Consider the following 19,928-nt stretch of genomic DNA (forward strand, 5'->3'; position numbering starts at 1 on the left):
GTTGGTGTCAGGGCTTTTCTTATTTATAAAGTTGTTTTTTGAGCAATTGCTAATATCCTAACCCTGAATATCCAATAAACTAGTGGTCATGAGATGAATACATTTTCAAATCTGTTGAATTTTATCACTTTATTATTCAATATTATCTACAAAATAAATTGGATCGTCACTTTCTAGTAGGATAGTTTTTATTACTTTCAGAGTAGTAATATCTCTTACTGTAATTATTGTTTTATCATTTACGTATGAACGTGTATATACTTCGGGTTTTGAGTCATCAACATTTAATATTTGTTCATCTGTATTACTAGAAATGATTTGCATCGTAGGTGTAGCTTTATCAAAGTTTAATTTAGCTAGATAGGACTTATCTTCATCATTTAGTTTAAAGTTTATTAGTATTGTGTTATTGTCTATGCTAACATTTTTATTATAAGTTATAATCTTAGGGTTACCAGAAAAGGGAGCGAAAGAATAGAATGGAAATTTTTTGATATTTAAGTCGCTGTCTATACTAACTATATCTCCATTGAACATAAATAAATAAAGTTTTTCATCTGGACTAGTATAAGTAAAATAATTAGGCATATTATCCAAGTGTATTTCTTCTAAAGGTTTAAAGTTACTATCCATTTTTTTAATTTGTAAGATACCTTTTTGATCATTAATTGCAGATTTGTTTATACCTACCGCAATTACATAATTTTCTAGTACGGTTATATCATGTGTTCTGAATGCTTCTGATAAGTAATTGCATTTTTTTAAAGTAATATCGCAATATTCATTCTGATTATTGGAATCAAGAATAGTTATTATATATTCAGAATTACTTTTTTTAAAATACTTTTCTATATATTTTTTTTGTTTTGTTTCTATCAAACTCATTTTCTTTGTTTGGGGATTATAATTAATAACTTTATTGTCATTTGAATATGCACCGCTGGCAAAATAAAAATTGTTATCAAATTTAAATACATCTGAAGGAGCGAAGAGTGAATCTTCTATATTGTACTTTTGAATTTCATTTCCATTTAAGTCAATCTGTTTTATATATCCATCTTGGGTAAAAGGTGTATGGAAATGAAATAGCAAATAACCGTTATTTTTTTCTAAAGAAAACTTTCTTATATCAGTTACAGGTTTTTCTAATTGGATACAACTACTTAGTGTAAATACAAGTGAAATTACTAGGAAAAACTTCATATCATTCTCCTTCCGTCAGGATAATATAGAAAAGCATTTAAACAGATAATCGTGTACAGTTATTGCACACGATTATCAAGGTTACTTAGTATGGATTTTTTTTTATATGAAACGGTGTCATAATCTGCAGCTATATCATAAGGTAAAACAGTTATTAATTTTGGTTTACCACCTCCAATACTGTATCCAGCAGACTTCCAAGCTTTATAAACTAATTTAGAGCAATACCACTGTGATTCATTACCTATCGTAGTTTTCAGTTTATAAGGGTCACCTACTTGTTTCATCGCATAATTTACAGCATTGATATATGCTTTATCAGGTGCATTTTTTACATAATATTGTTGTTCATCAGGAACAGTTGACCAATACTTTGAGGCAGATTGATGTACCACTCCTGGTTTAGGGAGAGCTTCAATTACTTTATCTTTCGTAGTACTTAAGATACCAGCATGTCCAAGAGCAAAACCACCTGTTTTAGCCCTAAAACTTATCAGGATATCTCCTTTCCCACTCCAACCGCTTATGGCTCTTGAAGCACCTACTTTAGATTCATTAACGAACTCAGTATTTCCTTTTTGGTTTGCAACATCATATAAAAGACTGTCAATTTCATTTAAACTATTAATTTAGAAGAGGTTTTGTCAGCAACCAAGTCTGGATCATTTGCTAAAAATTCTTCGACAATATCTGTCCCTTGCAAACTAAAGTGCTGTTTTTCGTCCTCTGTCATGTTTTTATCGTTCTTTATCTGCTCCTTAATTGAATTAAGTTGTAATATCACTTGATTATAGAATAGCTGCTTATTGAGTTAAAACTGACTCCAATTATAAAGACAGCTCAGGCAAAAGTAGATATTTTCTTAAACAAATTATTTCCCTTCCGACTTTTAAAACAGATTAATGAACCGGTACGTGATATATTATCATATTTTTCAGTCAATTTATTTAGTTTTAGAATTCTGTAATAAAGTATTAGAAAATAGTTTCATAATACTATTTACATAAAATTTTATTACAATTTAGTGAATTTAATAGTTTTATCTCCGCTAGAAAGACGAAGGGAAAGAGATCTAGGGATTATAGTAGAGTATTAGCAGTACTTCTGGGTTTGGAATTCGTTGCATATAAGTGGGTTTTGAGTTCTAATAATAGGGGGTTTTAAGAGTTGCTTTTTGCAGACGAACAAACGCCCCAAAAATGCCCCCCGAAATATCTAATGACCTAAAACATTACCCATATGGTTTTCATATTTTTCAAAGGTGTCTTTCTCGATTTTCTTAGAAATATGTATATATATCAACAGTGACTTGGTAGTTTTTATGACCAAGTCTTTTTTCTATATAGTTAATGCTTGCCTTAATCAGGTAGTAATAAAGCATGAGAAACGCGAAGTGCACGTATCGGTATTTGATCTAAGTCTCCCTTTTTTAAAATCCTTTCCATCGCATTAAATAAGCTTGATTTTGGCATGAAGTTTCCGTTATTTCTGCATAAGACTAAATCAAGTTCATGTATATAATTATCCTTTAATATTAATTTATTTTGATTTTGATATTCTCTATGGAATGTTAAATCCTTTATTAAGCCTTTTCTAATTGATATTGTACGGAAAGAGTGATAGGTTTTAGTATCTCCAAACAGCACTTCATTATTTTTAGCTTGGAAATCTAGAGTTTTAGTAATACTTATCGTTCCTTCTTCTAAGTCGATATCATCCCAAGTTAAAGCAGCTGCTTCGCCTTTTCTCATTCCAGTTTCTAAAAGTACCTTAAAGAAAATCCAGTATATATATCCATATCTTGCAAGGAAAGGAAGTGACACATGGTGAAAGATGGTGCTGTAAATCTTACAAATTTGCGAACATTGTAGAATTATGCATTTTTAGTGAGAAAAAGTTGTTAGAATGATAGAGACAAATAGAAAGGAAGTGAATTAATTGAAAAAATGGAAAAAGCCAATTGCGGTTTTGGTTACATCCATAGTAATAAGTTCGGGCTTTATTACAGGAGAGAGATTGTTTACAAAACCATTAACCGTTGAAGCAACGAGTACAACAACCTATACTGTAACTGCAAGCACGTTAAATGTCCGAAGCGGTAAAAGTACAAAAAACAAAGTAATTGGTACAGTGAAAAAAGGAACGAAGTTAAGTGTTCAAAAGAAAGAATCTAATGGCTGGTATAAGATTAAGTTTAAAAATAAAACAGGTTATGTCAGCGGAACGTATGTTAAAAAAACCACTTCAACTAGTAACTCTACTTCAAAAGCCTCAACCTCAAGTAAAACAACCTATACAGTGACAGCAAGTACCCTTAACGTCCGAAGTGGTAAAAGTACAAAGTTTAAGGTAATTGGTTCAATCAAGAAAAATACAAAACTAACTGTACAAAAGAAAGAATCTAATGGTTGGTACAAAATTACCTTTAAAGGTAAGACAGGTTATGTCAGTGGTTCTTACGTAAAGGTATCCTCATCAACAACAAAAACTCAAGCAAAAAAGTCTATAGTAGATCAAGTGAATAGTATGAAGACACTTGGGAAATCCCAACAAGTAATTTTAGTAACAGCTGCAAATTCTAGTACGAAATCAGCAACTATCCGTACATTTGAAAAAGCTAATGGAAAGTGGAAACAAGTGCATTCTATTTCTGGAGTGGTTGGCAAGGATGGAATGACAGATAAGATGTCAGAAAGCTCGAAAGCTTCTCCAACTGGTAAGTACACAATAGGAACAGCATTTGGGCGTGGAGCTAATCCCGGTACTAAACTACCTTATCGGAAAATAACCAGTGATGATGTATGGGTAGATGATCCGAAGTCTTCTCTTTATAACACTTGGCAGAAAGCTTCAAAAAACAAAGGAAGATGGAAGAGTGCGGAGAAAATGAATATCGCAGAATATGACCTGGGCTTTGTTATTAATTACAATACAAATAAACCAGTTGCGGGCAAAGGTAGTGCTATATTCTTTCATGTAGCAGGAAAGTCTGGATACACGCTTGGATGTACTGCTACATCCAAAACAAATGTATCAAATATATTAAAATGGCTAAAACCTGATAAGAACCCTGTTATTATTCAAACACCTGAATCTGGATTAGGAAAATATTAATTGAGGACATAAATAATGAGAAAAATAATTTGAATTAGATTATGTCCTTTTAATTGTAAAAATTACAAATTGAGAAAGGAAGTGAGATGTATTGAAAAAATGGAAAAAACCTATTGTAATTCTAGTAACAGTCTTGGTAATAAGTTCTGGGTTTGTTACAGGAGAGGAATTCATTGCAAAACCATTAACAGTTGAAGCAGCGAGTATAACAACCTATACTGTAACAGCAAGCACGTTAAATGTCCGTAGCGGAAAAAGTACGAAAAATAAAATAATTGGTTCAGTAAAAAAAGGAACAAAATTAAGTGTCCAAAAGAAAGAGTCTAATGGCTGGTATAAAATTAAATACAAAAATAAAACAGGTTATGTCAGCGGCTCATACGTTAAAAAAACCACTTCATCAAGTAGCTCTACTTCAAAAGCCTCAACCTCAAGCAAAACTACATATACGGTGACAGCAAGCACCCTAAATGTCCGAAGTGGTAAAAGTACGAAAAATAAAGTGATTGGTTCCGTTAAGAAAAATACGAAACTCACTGTACAGAAAAAGGAATCAAATGGTTGGTACAAAATCACTTATAAGGGTAAAACCGGATACGTTAGTGGTAGCTATGTAAAAGTAAACAAGCCTTCTAGCAATTCAACATCAAATAAATCTTCTGGATCAACATCAAGCAAAAGTTCCACATCAAGTAAAACTTCTTATATTGTAATGGCAAGCTCCTTAAATGTTAGAAATGGAGCGGGAACTAATTACAAATCTATTGGAACTGTAAAAAAGGGAACAAAAATTACAGTCATAAGTAAAACATCCGGCGGATGGTATAAGATTAATTTTAATAAGAAGACAGGATATGTAAGTAATAAATATGTTATGCAAAAATCAAATCAGAAAAGTTCAGAATTTACTAATGTGAAAAATTTAGATAAGAGTATTATAGTAGATTTAAAATATAATACGAAAAGTAACTTTACTGGTAAAAGAATATATAATTTCAATCAAGCAATTTTAAGAAAAAGTTCGGCAGAAAAATTAGCTAAAGCTAATGCAATATTAAAAAAGAAAGGTTATACAATCAAGATTTGGGATGCATATCGTCCTTATGCGGCACAAGAAACATTATGGAAAGCGTATCCTAATTCTAAGTTTGTGGCAAAGCCTGATCCAACAAATATTAGGGGGCATCAACTGGGTGCTACAATTGATATGACTATATGTTTCTTGAAAAATGGAAAAGAAGTACCTATGCAAAGTAAATTCGATGAATTTTCATCAAAAGCTTATAGAAATTATAAGCGTAATAGTGAGCAAGAAAAATATTATAAGATAATGGATAAGGCTATGAAAGAGGCGGGCTTTGTTGGCTATGATAAAGAATGGTGGGAATATCGAGATACAAAGCAGAATTTTAGCCTTTTAGAGATAAGTCCTTCTTTATATTAATTTAAAGAAAAGATAAAATACCTTTTACTTTTGCTAGTTTTTTATGGTGTGTGGAAGGAAGATGGGAATCCACTGCAACCTGCACGATTATAACGACAAAACTAAACGATGTTACATTAGATGTTCACGATAGAATGCCAGTGCCTAAACGTTGATACAGCTGAAGGGTTCACTTAAACCCTAGGAAGCAGCAGAAATAATGAGGTATAAGCTTTCTGCATTAGTTAATTCGCCGATTTATGAAGGGGAAGTTTTATTATACGCTTTTTAATAGTAAATAAGACAATACGTTGCGTTTTCGAAAGATAAAAGTGATTAGCTTTTTGTAATTCTTAGTTTAATATCAATTGATTATTGTTGCTAGTGGAAGTTAAGATTCTTCTATACTAATATATTTATCTTCGTGACTACCTTATAGTTGATGTCGCTATTTTTGCCTTTATCTTTTACCCATAGGCTAGCATCGAACTTGTCATCTTTATCAAATTTTTCTTTTAATTTTTCCATACTAGTTATATCACCTGTGAATTCTGTATTATGATCAATTAAAACCTCATAAGATTCATATGAAGCTTCAAGATTAACAAATAAACATAGACAAGCCTGATTAGTATCCGACAGAAAACGAAAGCCTTTTTGATAAATTTGAAAGTGAACAAACCGTTGATGCAATTCCAATGGAGTATGTAAAAGAGGAATGGCGCGAAAAAAAAGCGAAGCTTGATAGTAAAAGCACCTCTTCGAGTGAAAAGAAATATAAAACCGGTATGTAATATGTGCGGAAACAGCTGTGAGAATCAAAGCAGCTGTTTTTTTGTACTCATTTGGTAAAGAAATTATATCTATTATTAAGTAGAGAATTTTCCTTAATTACCATCTCAGCGAGATCTTTTACGGAAAATTAAGATTACTGCAACCAAAGCTGATAGTGGGCGGTACCTACTCAAAATATTATTAGTTTTAATAAAAGCTTCCGTTGTTTGTGCTAAATTAATTCTCTTTTAGCAAGAGACTGTAAAGCGAGGAATACATCGGTAAACTGAAGCAAGACATAGGATATTCTATTACAATTATACTATCGGAGCAATAATCGAAATGGTTACATTTAATTCTAATTTTCTGTGAGATATTACCCGTAAATTAAAGAGAGTATTGAGTATAGGTAATGTAATTGACTTAAATGTTTATGTATTTTTTGTGAACATACAGGATAAAAAGAGTTAAAAGAAGAAACAAATTGACATAGTGGAATTGTTGCTAAAAAAATGTGATTAATGTAATGGAGTGATAGAAATAAAGGTAATAATTATTAGGGTTGAGAACAACCTTACGTACAATAAGTATTTGGAAATTAAGATTTTTAGGAAGTGAGAATGGAGCTATTTATGCCCAAAAATTATGTGGGATACAAGAAGACGAAATGACCTATTTGGAAGGAGGATGGTCAAGTAGTCATTTGGTAAGAATATGAAAAGTATTGCTTAAAAGAGGTAGTTCGAATGCTTTGGATCATGGAGGTCTAACATTGGCACTCATTCGTTTAACAACCAATTACTATTAAATTAACTAGCTTATAGTACTTGTGGAGTTAGTATAGTTTCATGGACACAATTTAATTAAGTCCTTACAATTATTTTGAGAGGATGTGTCCGAATTGGAACGTAAACCTGCAGGCAAAAAATATAACGATGATTTTAAGAAAACGATTGTGGATTTGTATCATTCCGGCAGCCCGGTTAAAGAATTAAGCAGCGAATATGGCGTATCAGAAGTAACGATTTATAAATGGGTGAAAGACTTTACCCCTATTGGTTCAGAAAAAGAGGCGCTGACACCAAAAGAGTTAGCCGAGATTCAGAAAGAAAACCTTCGGTTAAAACAGGAGGTAGAAATCCTAAAAAAGGCTATGGCCATATTCGCGAAAAAGTAACCGAATCAGAGCTCATCGATTTTATCGAGGAACACAAGGATCAATATCCCGTCCAGAAAATGTGCGAAGTACTGGCCGTGCCAAGAAGCAGTTACTATGGCTCCCTTGAAAAAACGACGTCAAAACGTGAACTGGAAAACCAGGAACTCACGCAGGAAATCCAACGGATTCACCTGGAAAGTAAGGCGCGTTATGGCGCACCGAAAATCCATAAGACCTTATCAAACAACGGGGTTTGTTTAAGCCTGAAACGTGTCCAGCGCTTGATGAGAAAGGCAGGCATCCGTTCGATTACCAGGAAAAAATACCGTCCTTTCCCCTCAAAGGAAAAGGTTGTGCAGCTGGGTAATCTTTTAAAAAGAGACTTCTCTACCTGCACGATTAATGAGAAATGGGTGGCAGATATTACGTATATTCCTACGGTAAAAGACGGCTGGTGCTATCTGGCCTCTGTATTGGATCTGCATTCGAAAAAAATTGTTGGCTATTCTTTTTCTCGTTTTATGACTTCGGAATTAGTGATCGAAGCACTTCAAAACGCCTGTTTTTCTCAAAAGCCCCGAAAGGGCTTAATTCTTCATACCGATCTTGGCTCACAATATACCAGCAGTGAGTTTACTCAGCATGTCCAAAAATACGGAATCAGGCAGTCTTTCAGTCAGAAAGGCTGTCCTTATGACAATGCCTGTATAGAGTCATTTCACGCCATATTAAAGAAAGAAGAAGTCTATCATACCCAGTACACTGACTACCGGGCAGCGAAGCTGGCCATGTTTCAGTTTATAGAGGGCTGGTACAACAGAAAAAGAATTCACAGCAGCATCGACTATCAAACACCTCAAGCTATGGAGGATCAGATTAGAAGAACCGCTTAATACTTAACTTTTTTGTGTCCAAATTATTGACTCAAATCCACTTGGTTGTTTTCATTTATAGTGAATGTTAAAACTTAAATTATTTGAAGTAGGAGTGATAAAATGTTCAAAATTTCGAGATTCATTATCTTCCTATATATAAATTTAGTTTATTTCTCACTTGTCTTTTTATATCAATACAACGATGGTTTTCAAAATATTACTCTAAAAGCAATTATTGTAACATATGTTGTAACAATGATCTCATATTTCTTTATAGTAATCTGGTATGAATTCATATGTAATTTAGGAAGGTTTTTATACTGGATGAAAAATAAAAAACCACCTATTGCTCTAGTCTTTTACCCATTTCTTATAAATTTTAGTACGTCATTTAAATTAAACTTAATTTGGGATCCTTTTGATTGCTATAAAAGTTTTTTTCCCATGGATATATATTCTCGAATCCAAACAGAAAAACAACTAAAGGAATTTGATACGCAATTAATAGATTCTGAAAAAACAGGATTCATATTTAGAATAGTGTTTTCTGTTATTTTATGCATTATTCTGTTAATCTGCCATCAGCCTTATTATGCAATTTTTATTTGTCTCAATATGCTTAACCATTACATTCTTGAGAATATTAACGAAAATTATTATCACGGTACTTTAACAAGAATTAAATATATTAAGAAGGGTTACTCCATCTTTTATATTGCCAATCAAGCTATTCTCTATGAAGGGGATAAGTCATTTGTTTATAAAATATTTCAAAAGCAACTTCTCCATTTTGATAATCCTAAATTTGAGTTTTCCATTATTAAAACATTGAAACATATTTTTATGGAAAGAATTTTCGATAATAGTATTAAAATAATGCCAAATGCCAATGAGTTTATATTTACACAGATACTTGAACCAGAGGATTTTGTTTTTGGTTCAATGAATGGAGCTGAATCATGGGATTTTGTCAAGATATATATGAGTCATGCAATGTTGATGAAAGATGAAAATCAACTGGCAAAAATTATTTATACTATGCATTTAATTCGGGATTCTACCTATCCACGACTCCGTGATCTGGTAGATTGGTATATCAGTATAGGACAATACAACAGAATTCTTCCCCAAGAATCCCTTTATAAAAATAAAGTTATTCGAAAGGATGGATTCAATGTATTTTTTCCAGCTTATCGAAAGCAGTACGAATGGATAAAAAGGGAAGTGGAGTTACAGTGTACGAAATACTAGTAAAGACAGAAAGGTGTATTAATATATGGTTATTTTTAATGCCTTTAATCTGTACAAAAAGACTCAGACTATTAGTGAAGGTACCTCCAATTGTTAGACATATTCTAACAATTGGAGGTGCTTTTTTTATGGGAGATTAACAGCAGATTAAAGACTTAGGGAAATGCATGTGGAGAAAGATTTTGTAAAACGCTAAACAAAATATCCAGTTCCCTTTAACTAGAAGTATAAAAAGTTGGGCAGAAAGTTAAACAAGGAGAGGTTATAAGTGAGGTGGGGAATACAGGCGACAGTACAGGTCCTCACTTGCATTTTTTATATTAGTAAAAGGTACTAGGTGGACAAATACATCCTGCACCTTTTATGAGATATTGTAATGAATAACGAAGTTTTAAATATGAACATTAACATTAGAAAACGGATGGACATGTAGAACTATAGTATAAGCTAAAGAATATTATATTGTGATGTAATACTATTAATCTGTATAATAAAAAAGAAGAGCCATTTTTTCTTATTGTGATGGTGCAAATAGGATATAAATAAAGTTTATCGTAAATACATTATTATATCTCGATATTTAAATCATTTCGTTTCATGAAAAATTGAACGAAAACCCAGCATTAATCTCTGTTAACATCCCGAGTTTAATAGAATTATTATAGGAGAGTACTAAAATAAAAATGAACTATTTAATCTTACTTTTAACGACTATCTTTCTTGTTGGATGTACCAACGTAGAAGATGTGTCCATTACAGATGAAAAGACAGATTCACAAGAAGTAACCACAGTTAATACAGATAAAACTAGTGAAAAAGAAGAAGCTGATACTGCGTTGGTTAATGAATCAGTGGAAGAGGAAACACCAACCGAAACAAATAAGGAACTGTTCTCAGGGTACAAACTTATTGAAGTGGATGGTGGAGATTTGTCTGGATATCGTGAACCTAATGTCGTCGTTGACATTGGTTATGGGGACCGTAAATATTGGGCATTTACTAATGAATACGGGCAGCTAGTTCGTGTTATTGCTGGTGAAATCACTCTTCAAGATGACCAGAACGAACCTGTATTATCGTCTGGCAGATATTACTCTGATGAGGCAAAGGTTCCTGGTGTCGAAAGTGACGTTTTAGATGAAGGACATATCATTGCTGATTCTCTGGGAGGGGTATCGAATGCTTACAATATTACTCCACAAGATAGTACGCTTAACCGACATGGTGATCAAGCTTATATGGAAGACGCAATCCGTAGCGCAGGTGGAGCCACTAATTTTGAAGCAATAATCACATATCCGGATACGAAAACGCAGATTCCTTCAAGTTATCAGTATAGCTATACTTTAATGGGGAACGAGATTGTAGATACATTTGACAATGTGAACCCTGATGAAGTGAACGCATCTCTCGGTTTAACAGGAAGTAAGCCTTCTGATTCAACTAGTTCAAACACAGATGGTGATATTTCTAGTGTTGATACAGACGGTAATGGACAGGTGACGATTAAAGAAGCAAAAGCAGCAGGGTTCAGTATGCCAATAACGAGTGACCATTGGTTATACCCCTATATGCACGATGCTGATAAGGACGGTTTGGTAGGAGAGTAAGCCCTAGAATTATGAGGCAAAATAATATAGGAATGAGAGAACATTTAACTCGTTGGGAGTTTAATAACAATTTGCGAATGGATGTTTGTAAATGAACAACTGAAATCAATGGTTGTATCATCTAGATTTGTATGGTTATTATTTTTCGTTAACAAGAGCATCTATCCAAAAAGGATGAATGCTCTTGTTTCTTATGTCTAATATCTCAAAAATAGAAAATAAATGAAACGTTGTTTTGGAATTTATGGTAAAATGTGGATGTTGACTAATTTTGAGGATGGGTGACGTAATGGAATTAGCGGTTTTTAGACCTGTTTTTATTACCATGATTTCGGTTTTGTTATTGTTACTGATTTTAATTCTATTTAAAAAGAAATGGAAGCAACTCAATGGATTTACTGTTATAAGTATTTCATTAGTATGTCTAATAGTGGGTGCTATTAATATCTGGCAAGAAGGTATCGTTGTAGATGAATTTAATTTAGTAGGAGATGCTGTATCATTTGTAATGTTTCTTGTTATTGTAGTTCTATCTTTCCTTAATCCTGTATTGTTTAGTATTAAGAGATAATAATTTTTATTGCTGTTTCTAGATAAGGTGAAAACAGAGTTTAAAAAATCGAAACGAAAAAATCCAACTATTATATACAGAGGTGGATTTTCAACAGCATATAATTTACACCCAACAAAATACAGGTAAAAAGCGTAAAAAATTGTAAGGGTAGTTTTGAAGAAAGAAAAAAATGCATCCCATTAAGAATACATTTTTTATGTAGATTTATCCTTTTAGGTCAATAGAATTACCTAATGTTGGATGTGGAGCTTGAAGCATTTCCATCATTTGTGTTGCAGTTTGCTGAGTATTATCCATAGACATTTTAGTTAATGCTAAGCTTACACTTTGACTAAGTGAAGCTTGGTGCATGCTAACTGATAAAGCTGGAATATCCAAGAAACTCACCTCCCTTATTATTATCGGCAAAATATAAAAAATCTAAATTACTGTATAGAATGAAATGCAGATTGATGTGGAAGGGAAGAGCTAAAAAATGTAATGGATGATTAGCATTTGTCCAGTTAGACTTAAAAAATGCTACAGATTCACATCTCCTTTAAAGCTAAATTTCAGCGAAGGGAGGTGGAGATTTAGGTAGAGTAATGTGGACAATGAGTATGTTGAATGAGATACAATTCCTACAGATTTAAGCCATTTGCAGTAAAGTGAATGGCTTTAAATCAAGAAGAAAGGGTTTTGGTCAATGGGGCGGAAATTTCTGCAAATATACTAAATATGTTAAAATTGTTAAAAAAAGGTGGTGTTAAAGTGAAGAGATATTCTGCTGCACTTTCTATTGTCTTTACGTTAATAGGCATTAGCCCGTTATTTATCTATGACATTAGCGAATGGTTTTTACAAATATTAATCGTCTCCATGGCAATATCCTTAATATTTGCATTGTATGCTGAGAAAAATATCTGGAGAAAGATAGCTCTTTGGTTTCTTGGCTTAGTATTTCTTGTACTCGTACTATTTTTTCTTGCAATGACTATACTTTGGGATGAACCTTAATTTATATAGTAAGATATCTGTTTTAAACAGGTGTTTTTTTATTTTTGAGATATAAAGGAGTAGGAAAGGGGAATTGATTGTTAAACTAAATTAGCTTATTTAAACGATAATAAAATAGTAAGTACATAAACTGACTATTATAGAAGTATGTAAAAATTCTCCCCCAATGGTGAACATAACTTATTTTGTCTGTCTGCCTTAGGGGGGAATATACTATTAGTTGTTATTGGTATTTCGAGAGTAATCTAACCTTGGGGTAATCTTTATGGAGGATTACTCTTTTGTTTATCTGCATGTTTAAAGGATGGGTATTGTATGTGTCTCAATCGATATTTTTCTATTGTTGAAGTACACCAGCAAAAAGGGAAGAAACCCAGTAATATAGAATAATTAAGGTGAAAATTGTAGCAGGAGGAATTACTACGGCTGTTATTTTGATATAATCCCACCAACTAATGAAAACTTTACCTTTTCTGACGATATGCATCCACATTAAAGTGGCTAGTGTTCCCATCGGCAGCAGTAATGCTCCCATGTCGCTGCCTATTACGTTAGCCAAGTAAGCAACCTTCAATTCAAGCAAACTAAGATCCATATGTGTCAAGGTAAGGGTACCCACCATTAAGGCAGGGTGGTTATTGAAAATATTGGAAAGAACTGTTAGCAGTGTACCCATTAATACACTCGCTTGAAGCAGACTTCCTGAAACGACAGGCTCCATAAAACCAATCAGCCAGTTAGTCAAGCCAATATTATTGAGGCCGTAGATGATGGTATACATACTAAAGGCGAAGACGATGATATACCACGGGGTTTTCTTTAGCATATCAGCAGGGGATATTTTTAAATATATCCATCTCCAGGCTAAAAGAACGAGTGATCCGATGACAGCCATCACAGAAATCGGAATGTGAAGATAGGAGGCAAGAAACAAGCTACAGCGGACAGCAAGAACAAATAATAAAATATTTCTCATAAATTTTGAACGAGCTTTTTCTGATTCGTGTTGGATGACGGATTTTAATGGGTGATAGGAAGATCTAGACAGACCGGAAACTTGTACTGGAATTTTTTCGGGCAGGACTTTTTTAAACCGCAGAAACAGCAGGAAGGTCAAAAATAATAATCCAATACTTGATGGTACAAACATCATCGCTGTATGGAGCCATAAGTCCATATGGACAATTTTTAATGCAATTAGATTGACGATATTGCTTACACCAATTGGAGCACTTGAAGCAGTTGCAATTAGCGCCCCAGATAGTAAATAGGGGATTTTTTGATGATTTTTTAAGCGCATGTTGTTTAACAGCATGAGGAGAATCGGTGTTGTAATGAGTATGCTACCATCATTATTAAAAAATAGTGTCATTAGGAAACATAATAAATTGACATACCAGAATAAACGAATTCCTGATCCTTTTGCCATAGCTGCCAGTTTTTCTGCCACCCAATTAAAAAAACCAAAGCTTTCTAAAACAATTGCCATAACAATTGTTGCCATGATTGTAATAGCGGCGCCGCTGATTGTGTTCAATATGATGCCTAAATCGGAGAATGATACACTGCCGCAAAGCACAACAATAACTGCACCAACAGCTGCAGGCACTGCTTCATTCAATCCTTTAGGTCTCCAAAGTATTAACCCGAGGGTAACCAAAAAAGTGGCAATGGTTATCCAAACGGTGAAGTCGGCCATAAAAATACTCCTTTCATGTGATGAATAGTATGAATCTTTTTTGAAACGAAAGGGCATTTTCTCCGTTTGTAAGTAAATCCACTAATGTCTCTCCGTTTCATTTATCCCTCATGTGGTGCTGTACTATATCTATATGTATCACGATTAAGACAGGCCTTAGGTTTGTACCCTTTTTTCAATAAATCCACTAGAGTCTAAAAAATTCTACTCAATTACACAGAAGTTAACTGATACAAATGTAAAGGATGGAGTTGATGGGTGGTTTTGTCTGTGATTTCATTATGGAGAGATTTTTCTTAGATAAAGAAAAATCAGAAAGAGCATATATGATTGCTTCCTTCATGCTTTAATCTTTTATCTTGAAATTATAAAAGGTAGAATTGGCTCAATGAGTTGGACAGAAAGTATTAGGTCTTGGAAATGGTAAGTCTATCTTGTTGATATATAATTAAAATCTTATTGGATTTATCTATCACGGATTATATAAATAAGAGTTTCCTTATGTAGTAAATATAGGCTTACAAATAGCAATCTAAATAAGCATGTTAGATGAGAAGGCGAATGGAAGAAAGAATATTTTTTTATCACAACAAATATTGGCCGAGTACTAGTTTTAGCAAAAGGCAGTATTGATGCGATTAATTTATGGAGTGATTATAGAAAGAAGCAAGCTGAAGAGGAGGGAATTTTTTTGAAGATATCCAATAGTTGTTGGCTGATGAAATATGAACTTTTAAAACCAAATTAATGCAAACATTCGAATAATCTGGTGTTTTTGTTTTAGAAAAAATTTTCAGTCTCACCTTTTTTATGCTCCTGAATAATATGCCTTGAGTTTAAAAAAAGGGGAGATTGGGTATGGAAAACGTTAGAGATTTTGATGAGTCCTCAAGTCAACAGCACCATAAAATGAGTCATCATCATGAGCATCATAAACACAAGCATCATCAAAAATGCCATAAACTTTTATTTCAGTTTGTTCAAATTGAGACAAGAGACGATGAGATTCACCAAGGTATTCTTCACAGTTATGATGATGAGAATGTTTATATATTAGTATCAAACCAAAGTGGGAATGATAACAATCGCTTATTTATTCCATTTGGAGGGTTTGGTCTGTTTGGATTCCCGTTTTATGGTATCAGAAGATTTGGACCTTTTTATCCTATTTGGTGGTAAAAGCTTGCTCACATAGAATAGAGTGAAGCTAATACATTTAATGAAAAAGCCGGATATCTATTTTTAAGATAAAGCATGGCTATATAGAAATTGAAAAATCCCTGATGCAGAATCAGGGGTTTTTTCAATTTCTAGAAAGGTTTATGACCATAACTGAATTTACTTAAATTCAAATTTCCTATAAAAAATCTCCACCCCAATATCCTTTTGCAAATAGAAATGATATCATAAACAAATGGAAGAGAGGTGTCTATAGATTTGGTTAAATAGAAGTTAATATGGAATTGTGGGCATATATATACAGTATTTTTAACTTTTGCCAAGTCTATTTAGTTATGCAATTTATGGATAAATACTCTGACTTAGTGTTTTTCATTATAGCTGTTTTTTACTTTTATATGCGTGTTGTAAGAGATATAACATTTAACAGCTGGATACAAGTTTTTGTAGATGTAATTATGATTATTGGTGCTGTTATGTTTGCTATTTCTGTGTCTCTTACTATCCTCAGACGATTAAGGGAACGGAAAAACAATAAGGTAGGCTGAACAATTACTAGAAACTGAAGCATTCCACAACAACTGTGGATGCTTTTTCTTTTGCTGAATTCTTTATACTTTTTTTATACTTTTCTAGTCTAATTATTTATACCTCTCACTTATTCTAATAACATCTACAATGAAGGGATGAAATTTATGGCAGAAACAATTCTTAAAGCTGCAAATGTTTCGAAGGTATATGGCAAGCATAAAGCGCTTGATAAAGTATCAATTGAAATTAAGCGCGGGATGATCTATGGCTTGATTGGCGAAAATGGTGCAGGTAAATCGACTTTTATGCGGACGGTAATGGGATTGATATCTATTGATAGTGGGGAAATGGAACTATTTGGGCAATCAGGTGTAAAAGGCTTGCAGCGGGCACGAAGGAAGATGGGGCAATCTATTGAAACGCCGGCACTTTATCCTGAGTTAACCGCACGGGAGAACTTGCGTGTTCAAGCGGCAAATGGCGGTGTGAGTGAACGTGAAATGGATGCTTTGCTGCAGTTAATGAATTTAAGTAATACAGGCAAGAAAAGAGCAAAAAATTTCTCATTGGGAATGCGCCAGCGTTTGGCGATTGCGTCAACACTTATTACTAATCCTGAGTTTCTCATTTTAGATGAACCGACAAATGGATTAGATCCGTCAGGAATTGTGGAAATGCGTGAGATTATTCAACGGTTGGTAACAGAACGAGGGATTACTGTGTTGCTTTCTAGTCATTTGCTTGATGAGCTTTCCCAAGTTGCGACCCATTACGGTATCTTGCATGATGGCAAACTGATTAGTGAATTTTCGCGGGAAGAGCTTGCGAAAGAAACTCGTCAATATATTGAATTAGAAACAACAGAGGTCGAAAAAGCTATTGTCGTTTTAGATGAATTAGGAATAAAGGATTATACAGTTATGAATAGGACAGAGATTAATATTTATGAACAGCTCGATGAAGTTGCTACTATAAATCGTTCATTAGTGCTGGCAAATGTAAATGTTTCACGAATTGGCACAACGAGACAAAAGCTCGAAGATTATTTCTTGCAGTTAACGGGAGGAAATAAAAATGCTTAATCTCTTAACAGCAGAAAAGATAAAATTAGTACGCAGTAAAAAGCTATGGATTGTTCTAGGCATACTTTCCATACTTCCTGTCATGCAAGCTATAAATAGTAAAATGATGGTCCATTATGGTACTGAACTCGTTCAAGCGATTGATACTGTAGTAAATGGTGCATCCAGTGTTTTGATGATCGAGAAAAATGCTTTAACTATTTTGCTTGTTATGAGTGCCTTTATCAGCTTCTTTATCGGCGAAGAATTTCAAAATGGTACGATTCGAAATGCATTATCTTTAGGGCGCAGCCGGACGCATTATTATTTGTCTAAGTTAATTGTAGCAGCACTGCTAGGCGTTATTGGAGTGCTGGCAATGACTGGGTTTGGCATAATCAGCTTTTCAGCTGTATTTGGCTTTGGTGAGCTTGGAGGTATTAGCAATTACAGCGAATACGCCTTTAAGGCTTTTAGTATACTGTACTTATTAATTCTGGCTAATGTGTCTATTTATGTTATGATTACGTTTATGACAAAAAACAGTGGGATTTCCTTGATTTGGAGTTTCCTTTATACGATGGCTACAGGTTTTGGTGCAGGGATTTTTCAGCAAACAACGCACTTTAAACAAGTAACGTTTTGGTTTACAGAATCCTTTCTGTTTTATTCAGATTTCGCCAGCAAAACAGATATCGCAAAATTTCCTGAGATGATATTGGTGAGTCTTATTACAATCATGTTATCATCAGCTATAGGAATCCTTCTGTTTAATCGAACAGATATAAAGTAGGTAGATTAGTGTGGCAGTAATATTAATTATAGAAGATGACACCGCCGTTCATTCTTTGATAAAAGAAACGATGGAAATAAATGGATTTAATACACTAAGTGCTTATTCAGGCACAGAAGGTAAAATGTTAGTCGAAAATAACCAAGCAGATGTCATTCTTTTAGATTTGATGCTTCCTGGTATGAATGGTGAGGAATTTCTACAACATATTAGAAGTACTTCTAGCATTCCTGTCATTGTCATTTCTGCAAAGATTGACCAGCCTTCTAAGTTGCAATTGTTAACGAACGGTGCAGATGATTACATCACGAAGCCCTTTGATGTAAAAGAGCTGCTTGCCCGAATTGATATTCAACTGCGCCATGCAGCAAAGGTTACAGCTGAGCATCGGCAAGAAATTCATTATAAAAATATCAGCCTTAATTTAGATACCCGTGAAGTAAAGCTAAGTGATCGGGCACTCCACCTTACTGGTCGTGAATTTGCAATCCTTCAATTACTTATGGAGAATCCCCAAAAAGTTTTCAGTCGTGCTAATATATATGAAAGTGTCTGGAATGAACCTTTTTTCGATAATGATAAAACGATTAACATGCACATAAGTAATTTACGAAATAAGCTTAATAGTAATGGGACCAACTATATTAAAACTGTCTGGGGCATCGGCTTTAAATTTGATTAATGAAAGGGCGTGAATGTTATGTGGATATTGTTCTTCTTCTTAGCATTGGCGCTGCTTGTTTATATATTTTTCTTAAAACGAGAACTGCGAAAATTAACAAGGGAAGTAAAAGAACTATCAACCCGCGCGAGCTTCGGAAGCAGGCTGTATCTTGATTTCCGCGAGAAGGCATTAATTCAATTAGTTGATGAACTAAACCAAATGATAGATGAATTTGAGCATAGGAATCACCAAGCTAAACAGATGGAAGAGAATGTGAAGTTATCAATTGCCGGGCTTTCCCATGATTTGCGAACACCGCTTACTTCCATCAATGGCTATGTGCAACTCTTAAATGTAGCTGCAGATGAAGCTAAGAAAGCCCAATATATTAGTATTATCGAACATTCCGTTCAGCGTTTAATTGAAATGACAGATCAATTTTATGACTTAGCACGAATGGAAACAAACCAAAAAGACATAGAATTAACTTCGCTTTCGCTTGTCACTATAGTCGAGGACATCTTTTTGTCTTTTTATGAGCAGCTAGAAGAAAGGAAGATTGAACTTCAATTCTCTGAACATAAACAGGATAATAGAATAATTGCAGATAAATTAATGTTAATACGTGTCATTCAAAATATTGTGCAAAATATCCTTCGTTATGCCAGTAGTCATGCAGCGATTAGCTATCGAATGGAAAAGGAGTATTTTCTATTAACGGTGAAAAATGATATAAAACCAGATAGTAAAATAGCGATTGATAAAGTATTTTCGCGTTTTTATACTGAGGTCTCTAGTCGAACAAATACAGAATCAAGCGGGCTAGGTCTTTATTTTTCGAAAAAGCTCGTGGAAAAAATGAATGGGAAAATGGAGGCGGAGCTTAAAGGGAATTGGTTTATTCTTACCATACAGCTTCCAGTACATAGAACGAATATTAATACTGTTTAGTAGTTTATTATGGAAAAAAGCAAACGATTCTTCTTTTAGGAGAATCGTTTTTTGTATTCTATAATACCTAA

At 33.7% G+C, this 19,928-nt stretch carries 20 protein-coding genes and 1 pseudogene; 15 read left to right on the forward strand and 6 right to left on the reverse strand.

Annotation, left to right across the window (positions count from 1 at the left end; translation table 11 throughout):
* Nucleotides 1-132: 132 nt before the first annotated feature.
* From L8T27_RS08470 to L8T27_RS08480, 3 genes are all read right to left on the reverse strand, one after another.
* Nucleotides 133-1,203, reverse strand: coding sequence for a hypothetical protein (locus L8T27_RS08470; protein WP_237941278.1), 1,071 nt, complete (start codon nt 1,201-1,203; stop codon nt 133-135).
* A gap of 59 nt (nt 1,204-1,262) precedes the next feature.
* Nucleotides 1,263-1,832, reverse strand: a complete 570-nt coding sequence (locus L8T27_RS08475) for a YiiX/YebB-like N1pC/P60 family cysteine hydrolase (RefSeq protein WP_349238810.1) — start codon at nt 1,830-1,832, stop codon at nt 1,263-1,265.
* 729 nt (nt 1,833-2,561) lie between these two features.
* The gene (locus L8T27_RS08480; protein WP_237941279.1) at nt 2,562-2,954 is read right to left on the reverse strand and encodes a site-specific integrase; all 393 of its coding nucleotides are present in this window, start codon (nt 2,952-2,954) and stop codon (nt 2,562-2,564) included.
* 187 nt (nt 2,955-3,141) lie between these two features.
* Between L8T27_RS08480 and L8T27_RS08485 the strand changes: the two genes are divergently transcribed.
* The 3 genes from L8T27_RS08485 (at nt 3,142) to L8T27_RS28910 (ending at nt 5,916) form a co-directional block, all read left to right on the forward strand.
* Nucleotides 3,142-4,317: an SH3 domain-containing protein gene (locus L8T27_RS08485; protein WP_237941280.1), complete on the forward strand. Its 1,176-nt coding sequence runs from the start codon at nt 3,142-3,144 to the stop codon at nt 4,315-4,317.
* Nucleotides 4,318-4,408: 91 nt separating this feature from the next.
* Nucleotides 4,409-5,761 (forward strand): SH3 domain-containing protein, encoded by a 1,353-nt coding sequence (locus L8T27_RS08490; RefSeq protein ID WP_237941281.1) that lies wholly within the window; start codon nt 4,409-4,411, stop codon nt 5,759-5,761.
* 17 nt (nt 5,762-5,778) lie between these two features.
* The gene (locus L8T27_RS28910) at nt 5,779-5,916 is read left to right on the forward strand and encodes an SOS response-associated peptidase family protein (protein WP_350494198.1); all 138 of its coding nucleotides are present in this window, start codon (nt 5,779-5,781) and stop codon (nt 5,914-5,916) included.
* A gap of 226 nt (nt 5,917-6,142) precedes the next feature.
* Here L8T27_RS28910 and L8T27_RS28640 read toward each other — a convergent pair whose 3' ends face one another.
* Nucleotides 6,143-6,268, reverse strand: a complete 126-nt coding sequence (locus tag L8T27_RS28640) for a hypothetical protein (protein WP_282581428.1) — start codon at nt 6,266-6,268, stop codon at nt 6,143-6,145.
* Nucleotides 6,269-7,415: 1,147 nt separating this feature from the next.
* Between L8T27_RS28640 and L8T27_RS08495 the strand changes: the two genes are divergently transcribed.
* The 5 genes and pseudogenes from L8T27_RS08495 (at nt 7,416) to L8T27_RS08515 (ending at nt 11,980) form a co-directional block, all read left to right on the forward strand.
* A protein-coding gene (locus tag L8T27_RS08495; RefSeq protein WP_237941282.1) for an IS3 family transposase occupies nt 7,416-8,566 on the forward strand; the annotation gives its coding sequence in 2 pieces (ribosomal slippage) (nt 7,416-7,665 and nt 7,665-8,566; 1,152 coding nt in all).
* A 306-nt stretch (nt 8,567-8,872) separates the two neighbouring features.
* Complete coding sequence (locus L8T27_RS08500) at nt 8,873-9,799, forward strand: hypothetical protein (protein ID WP_237941283.1); 927 nt, start codon at nt 8,873-8,875, stop codon at nt 9,797-9,799.
* Nucleotides 9,800-10,042: 243 nt separating this feature from the next.
* A pseudogene (locus L8T27_RS08505) lies at nt 10,043-10,123 on the forward strand (M23 family metallopeptidase); the annotation flags it as partial.
* A gap of 359 nt (nt 10,124-10,482) precedes the next feature.
* Nucleotides 10,483-11,409: a DNA/RNA non-specific endonuclease gene (locus L8T27_RS08510; protein ID WP_237941284.1), complete on the forward strand. Its 927-nt coding sequence runs from the start codon at nt 10,483-10,485 to the stop codon at nt 11,407-11,409.
* Nucleotides 11,410-11,698: 289 nt separating this feature from the next.
* Nucleotides 11,699-11,980, forward strand: coding sequence for a hypothetical protein (locus L8T27_RS08515; RefSeq protein WP_237941285.1), 282 nt, complete (start codon nt 11,699-11,701; stop codon nt 11,978-11,980).
* 207 nt (nt 11,981-12,187) lie between these two features.
* On the opposite strand, the gene L8T27_RS08520 is transcribed toward L8T27_RS08515, so the two are convergent.
* Complete coding sequence (locus L8T27_RS08520) at nt 12,188-12,361, reverse strand: YjfB family protein (protein ID WP_233314103.1); 174 nt, start codon at nt 12,359-12,361, stop codon at nt 12,188-12,190.
* Nucleotides 12,362-12,634: 273 nt separating this feature from the next.
* Between L8T27_RS08520 and L8T27_RS08525 the strand changes: the two genes are divergently transcribed.
* Nucleotides 12,635-12,979, forward strand: a complete 345-nt coding sequence (locus L8T27_RS08525) for a hypothetical protein (protein ID WP_237941286.1) — start codon at nt 12,635-12,637, stop codon at nt 12,977-12,979.
* Between the two features lie 337 nt (nt 12,980-13,316).
* Here L8T27_RS08525 and L8T27_RS08530 read toward each other — a convergent pair whose 3' ends face one another.
* The gene (locus L8T27_RS08530; protein WP_233314101.1) at nt 13,317-14,678 is read right to left on the reverse strand and encodes an arsenic transporter; all 1,362 of its coding nucleotides are present in this window, start codon (nt 14,676-14,678) and stop codon (nt 13,317-13,319) included.
* A gap of 858 nt (nt 14,679-15,536) precedes the next feature.
* Between L8T27_RS08530 and L8T27_RS08535 the strand changes: the two genes are divergently transcribed.
* The 6 genes from L8T27_RS08535 to L8T27_RS08560 all read left to right on the forward strand — a co-directional run bounded on the left by L8T27_RS08535 (nt 15,537) and on the right by L8T27_RS08560 (nt 19,857).
* A complete protein-coding gene (locus L8T27_RS08535; RefSeq protein ID WP_233314100.1) occupies nt 15,537-15,857 on the forward strand; it encodes a hypothetical protein in 321 nt (106 codons plus the stop codon).
* Nucleotides 15,858-16,135: 278 nt separating this feature from the next.
* Nucleotides 16,136-16,405, forward strand: a complete 270-nt coding sequence (locus L8T27_RS08540; protein ID WP_237941287.1) for a hypothetical protein — start codon at nt 16,136-16,138, stop codon at nt 16,403-16,405.
* A gap of 147 nt (nt 16,406-16,552) precedes the next feature.
* Nucleotides 16,553-17,470, forward strand: a complete 918-nt coding sequence (locus tag L8T27_RS08545) for an ATP-binding cassette domain-containing protein (RefSeq protein WP_233314099.1) — start codon at nt 16,553-16,555, stop codon at nt 17,468-17,470.
* Nucleotides 17,463-18,242: an ABC transporter permease gene (locus L8T27_RS08550; RefSeq protein WP_237941288.1), complete on the forward strand. Its 780-nt coding sequence runs from the start codon at nt 17,463-17,465 to the stop codon at nt 18,240-18,242. Before L8T27_RS08545 ends, L8T27_RS08550 begins: the two co-directional genes overlap by 8 nt.
* A 10-nt stretch (nt 18,243-18,252) precedes the next feature.
* Entirely contained in the window at nt 18,253-18,924 is a 672-nt protein-coding gene (locus L8T27_RS08555; protein ID WP_237941289.1) for a response regulator transcription factor, read from the forward strand.
* Between the two features lie 18 nt (nt 18,925-18,942).
* Nucleotides 18,943-19,857 carry a sensor histidine kinase gene (locus L8T27_RS08560; RefSeq protein WP_237941290.1) on the forward strand — a complete coding sequence of 305 codons (915 nt, stop codon included), beginning with the start codon at nt 18,943-18,945 and terminating at the stop codon, nt 19,855-19,857.
* The last annotated feature ends 71 nt before the right edge of the window (nt 19,858-19,928 follow it).

It is taken from the genome of Niallia sp. Man26, assembly GCF_022049065.2.
Lineage (GTDB): Bacteria > Bacillota > Bacilli > Bacillales > Cytobacillaceae > Niallia.

Excerpts from the sequence above, each read along its gene's own strand:
- L8T27_RS08510 (WP_237941284.1), top strand. The coding sequence starts at position 10,483 with ATGAACTATTTAATCTTACTTTTAACGACTATCTTTCTTGTTGGATGT.
- L8T27_RS08550 (WP_237941288.1), top strand. The coding sequence starts at position 17,463 with ATGCTTAATCTCTTAACAGCAGAAAAGATAAAATTAGTACGCAGTAAA.
- L8T27_RS08500 (WP_237941283.1), top strand. The coding sequence starts at position 8,873 with ATGAAAAATAAAAAACCACCTATTGCTCTAGTCTTTTACCCATTTCTT.
- L8T27_RS08480 (WP_237941279.1), bottom strand. The coding sequence starts at position 2,954 with ATGAGAAAAGGCGAAGCAGCTGCTTTAACTTGGGATGATATCGACTTA.
- L8T27_RS08470 (WP_237941278.1), bottom strand. The coding sequence starts at position 1,203 with ATGAAGTTTTTCCTAGTAATTTCACTTGTATTTACACTAAGTAGTTGT.
- L8T27_RS28640 (WP_282581428.1), bottom strand. The coding sequence starts at position 6,268 with ATGGAAAAATTAAAAGAAAAATTTGATAAAGATGACAAGTTCGATGCT.
- L8T27_RS08525 (WP_237941286.1), top strand. The coding sequence starts at position 12,635 with ATGGCTTTAAATCAAGAAGAAAGGGTTTTGGTCAATGGGGCGGAAATT.
- L8T27_RS08530 (WP_233314101.1), bottom strand. The coding sequence starts at position 14,678 with ATGGCCGACTTCACCGTTTGGATAACCATTGCCACTTTTTTGGTTACC.
- L8T27_RS08515 (WP_237941285.1), top strand. The coding sequence starts at position 11,699 with ATGGAATTAGCGGTTTTTAGACCTGTTTTTATTACCATGATTTCGGTT.
- L8T27_RS08545 (WP_233314099.1), top strand. The coding sequence starts at position 16,553 with ATGGCAGAAACAATTCTTAAAGCTGCAAATGTTTCGAAGGTATATGGC.
- L8T27_RS08560 (WP_237941290.1), top strand. The coding sequence starts at position 18,943 with ATGTGGATATTGTTCTTCTTCTTAGCATTGGCGCTGCTTGTTTATATA.
- L8T27_RS08535 (WP_233314100.1), top strand. The coding sequence starts at position 15,537 with ATGGAAAACGTTAGAGATTTTGATGAGTCCTCAAGTCAACAGCACCAT.
- L8T27_RS08540 (WP_237941287.1), top strand. The coding sequence starts at position 16,136 with ATGGAATTGTGGGCATATATATACAGTATTTTTAACTTTTGCCAAGTC.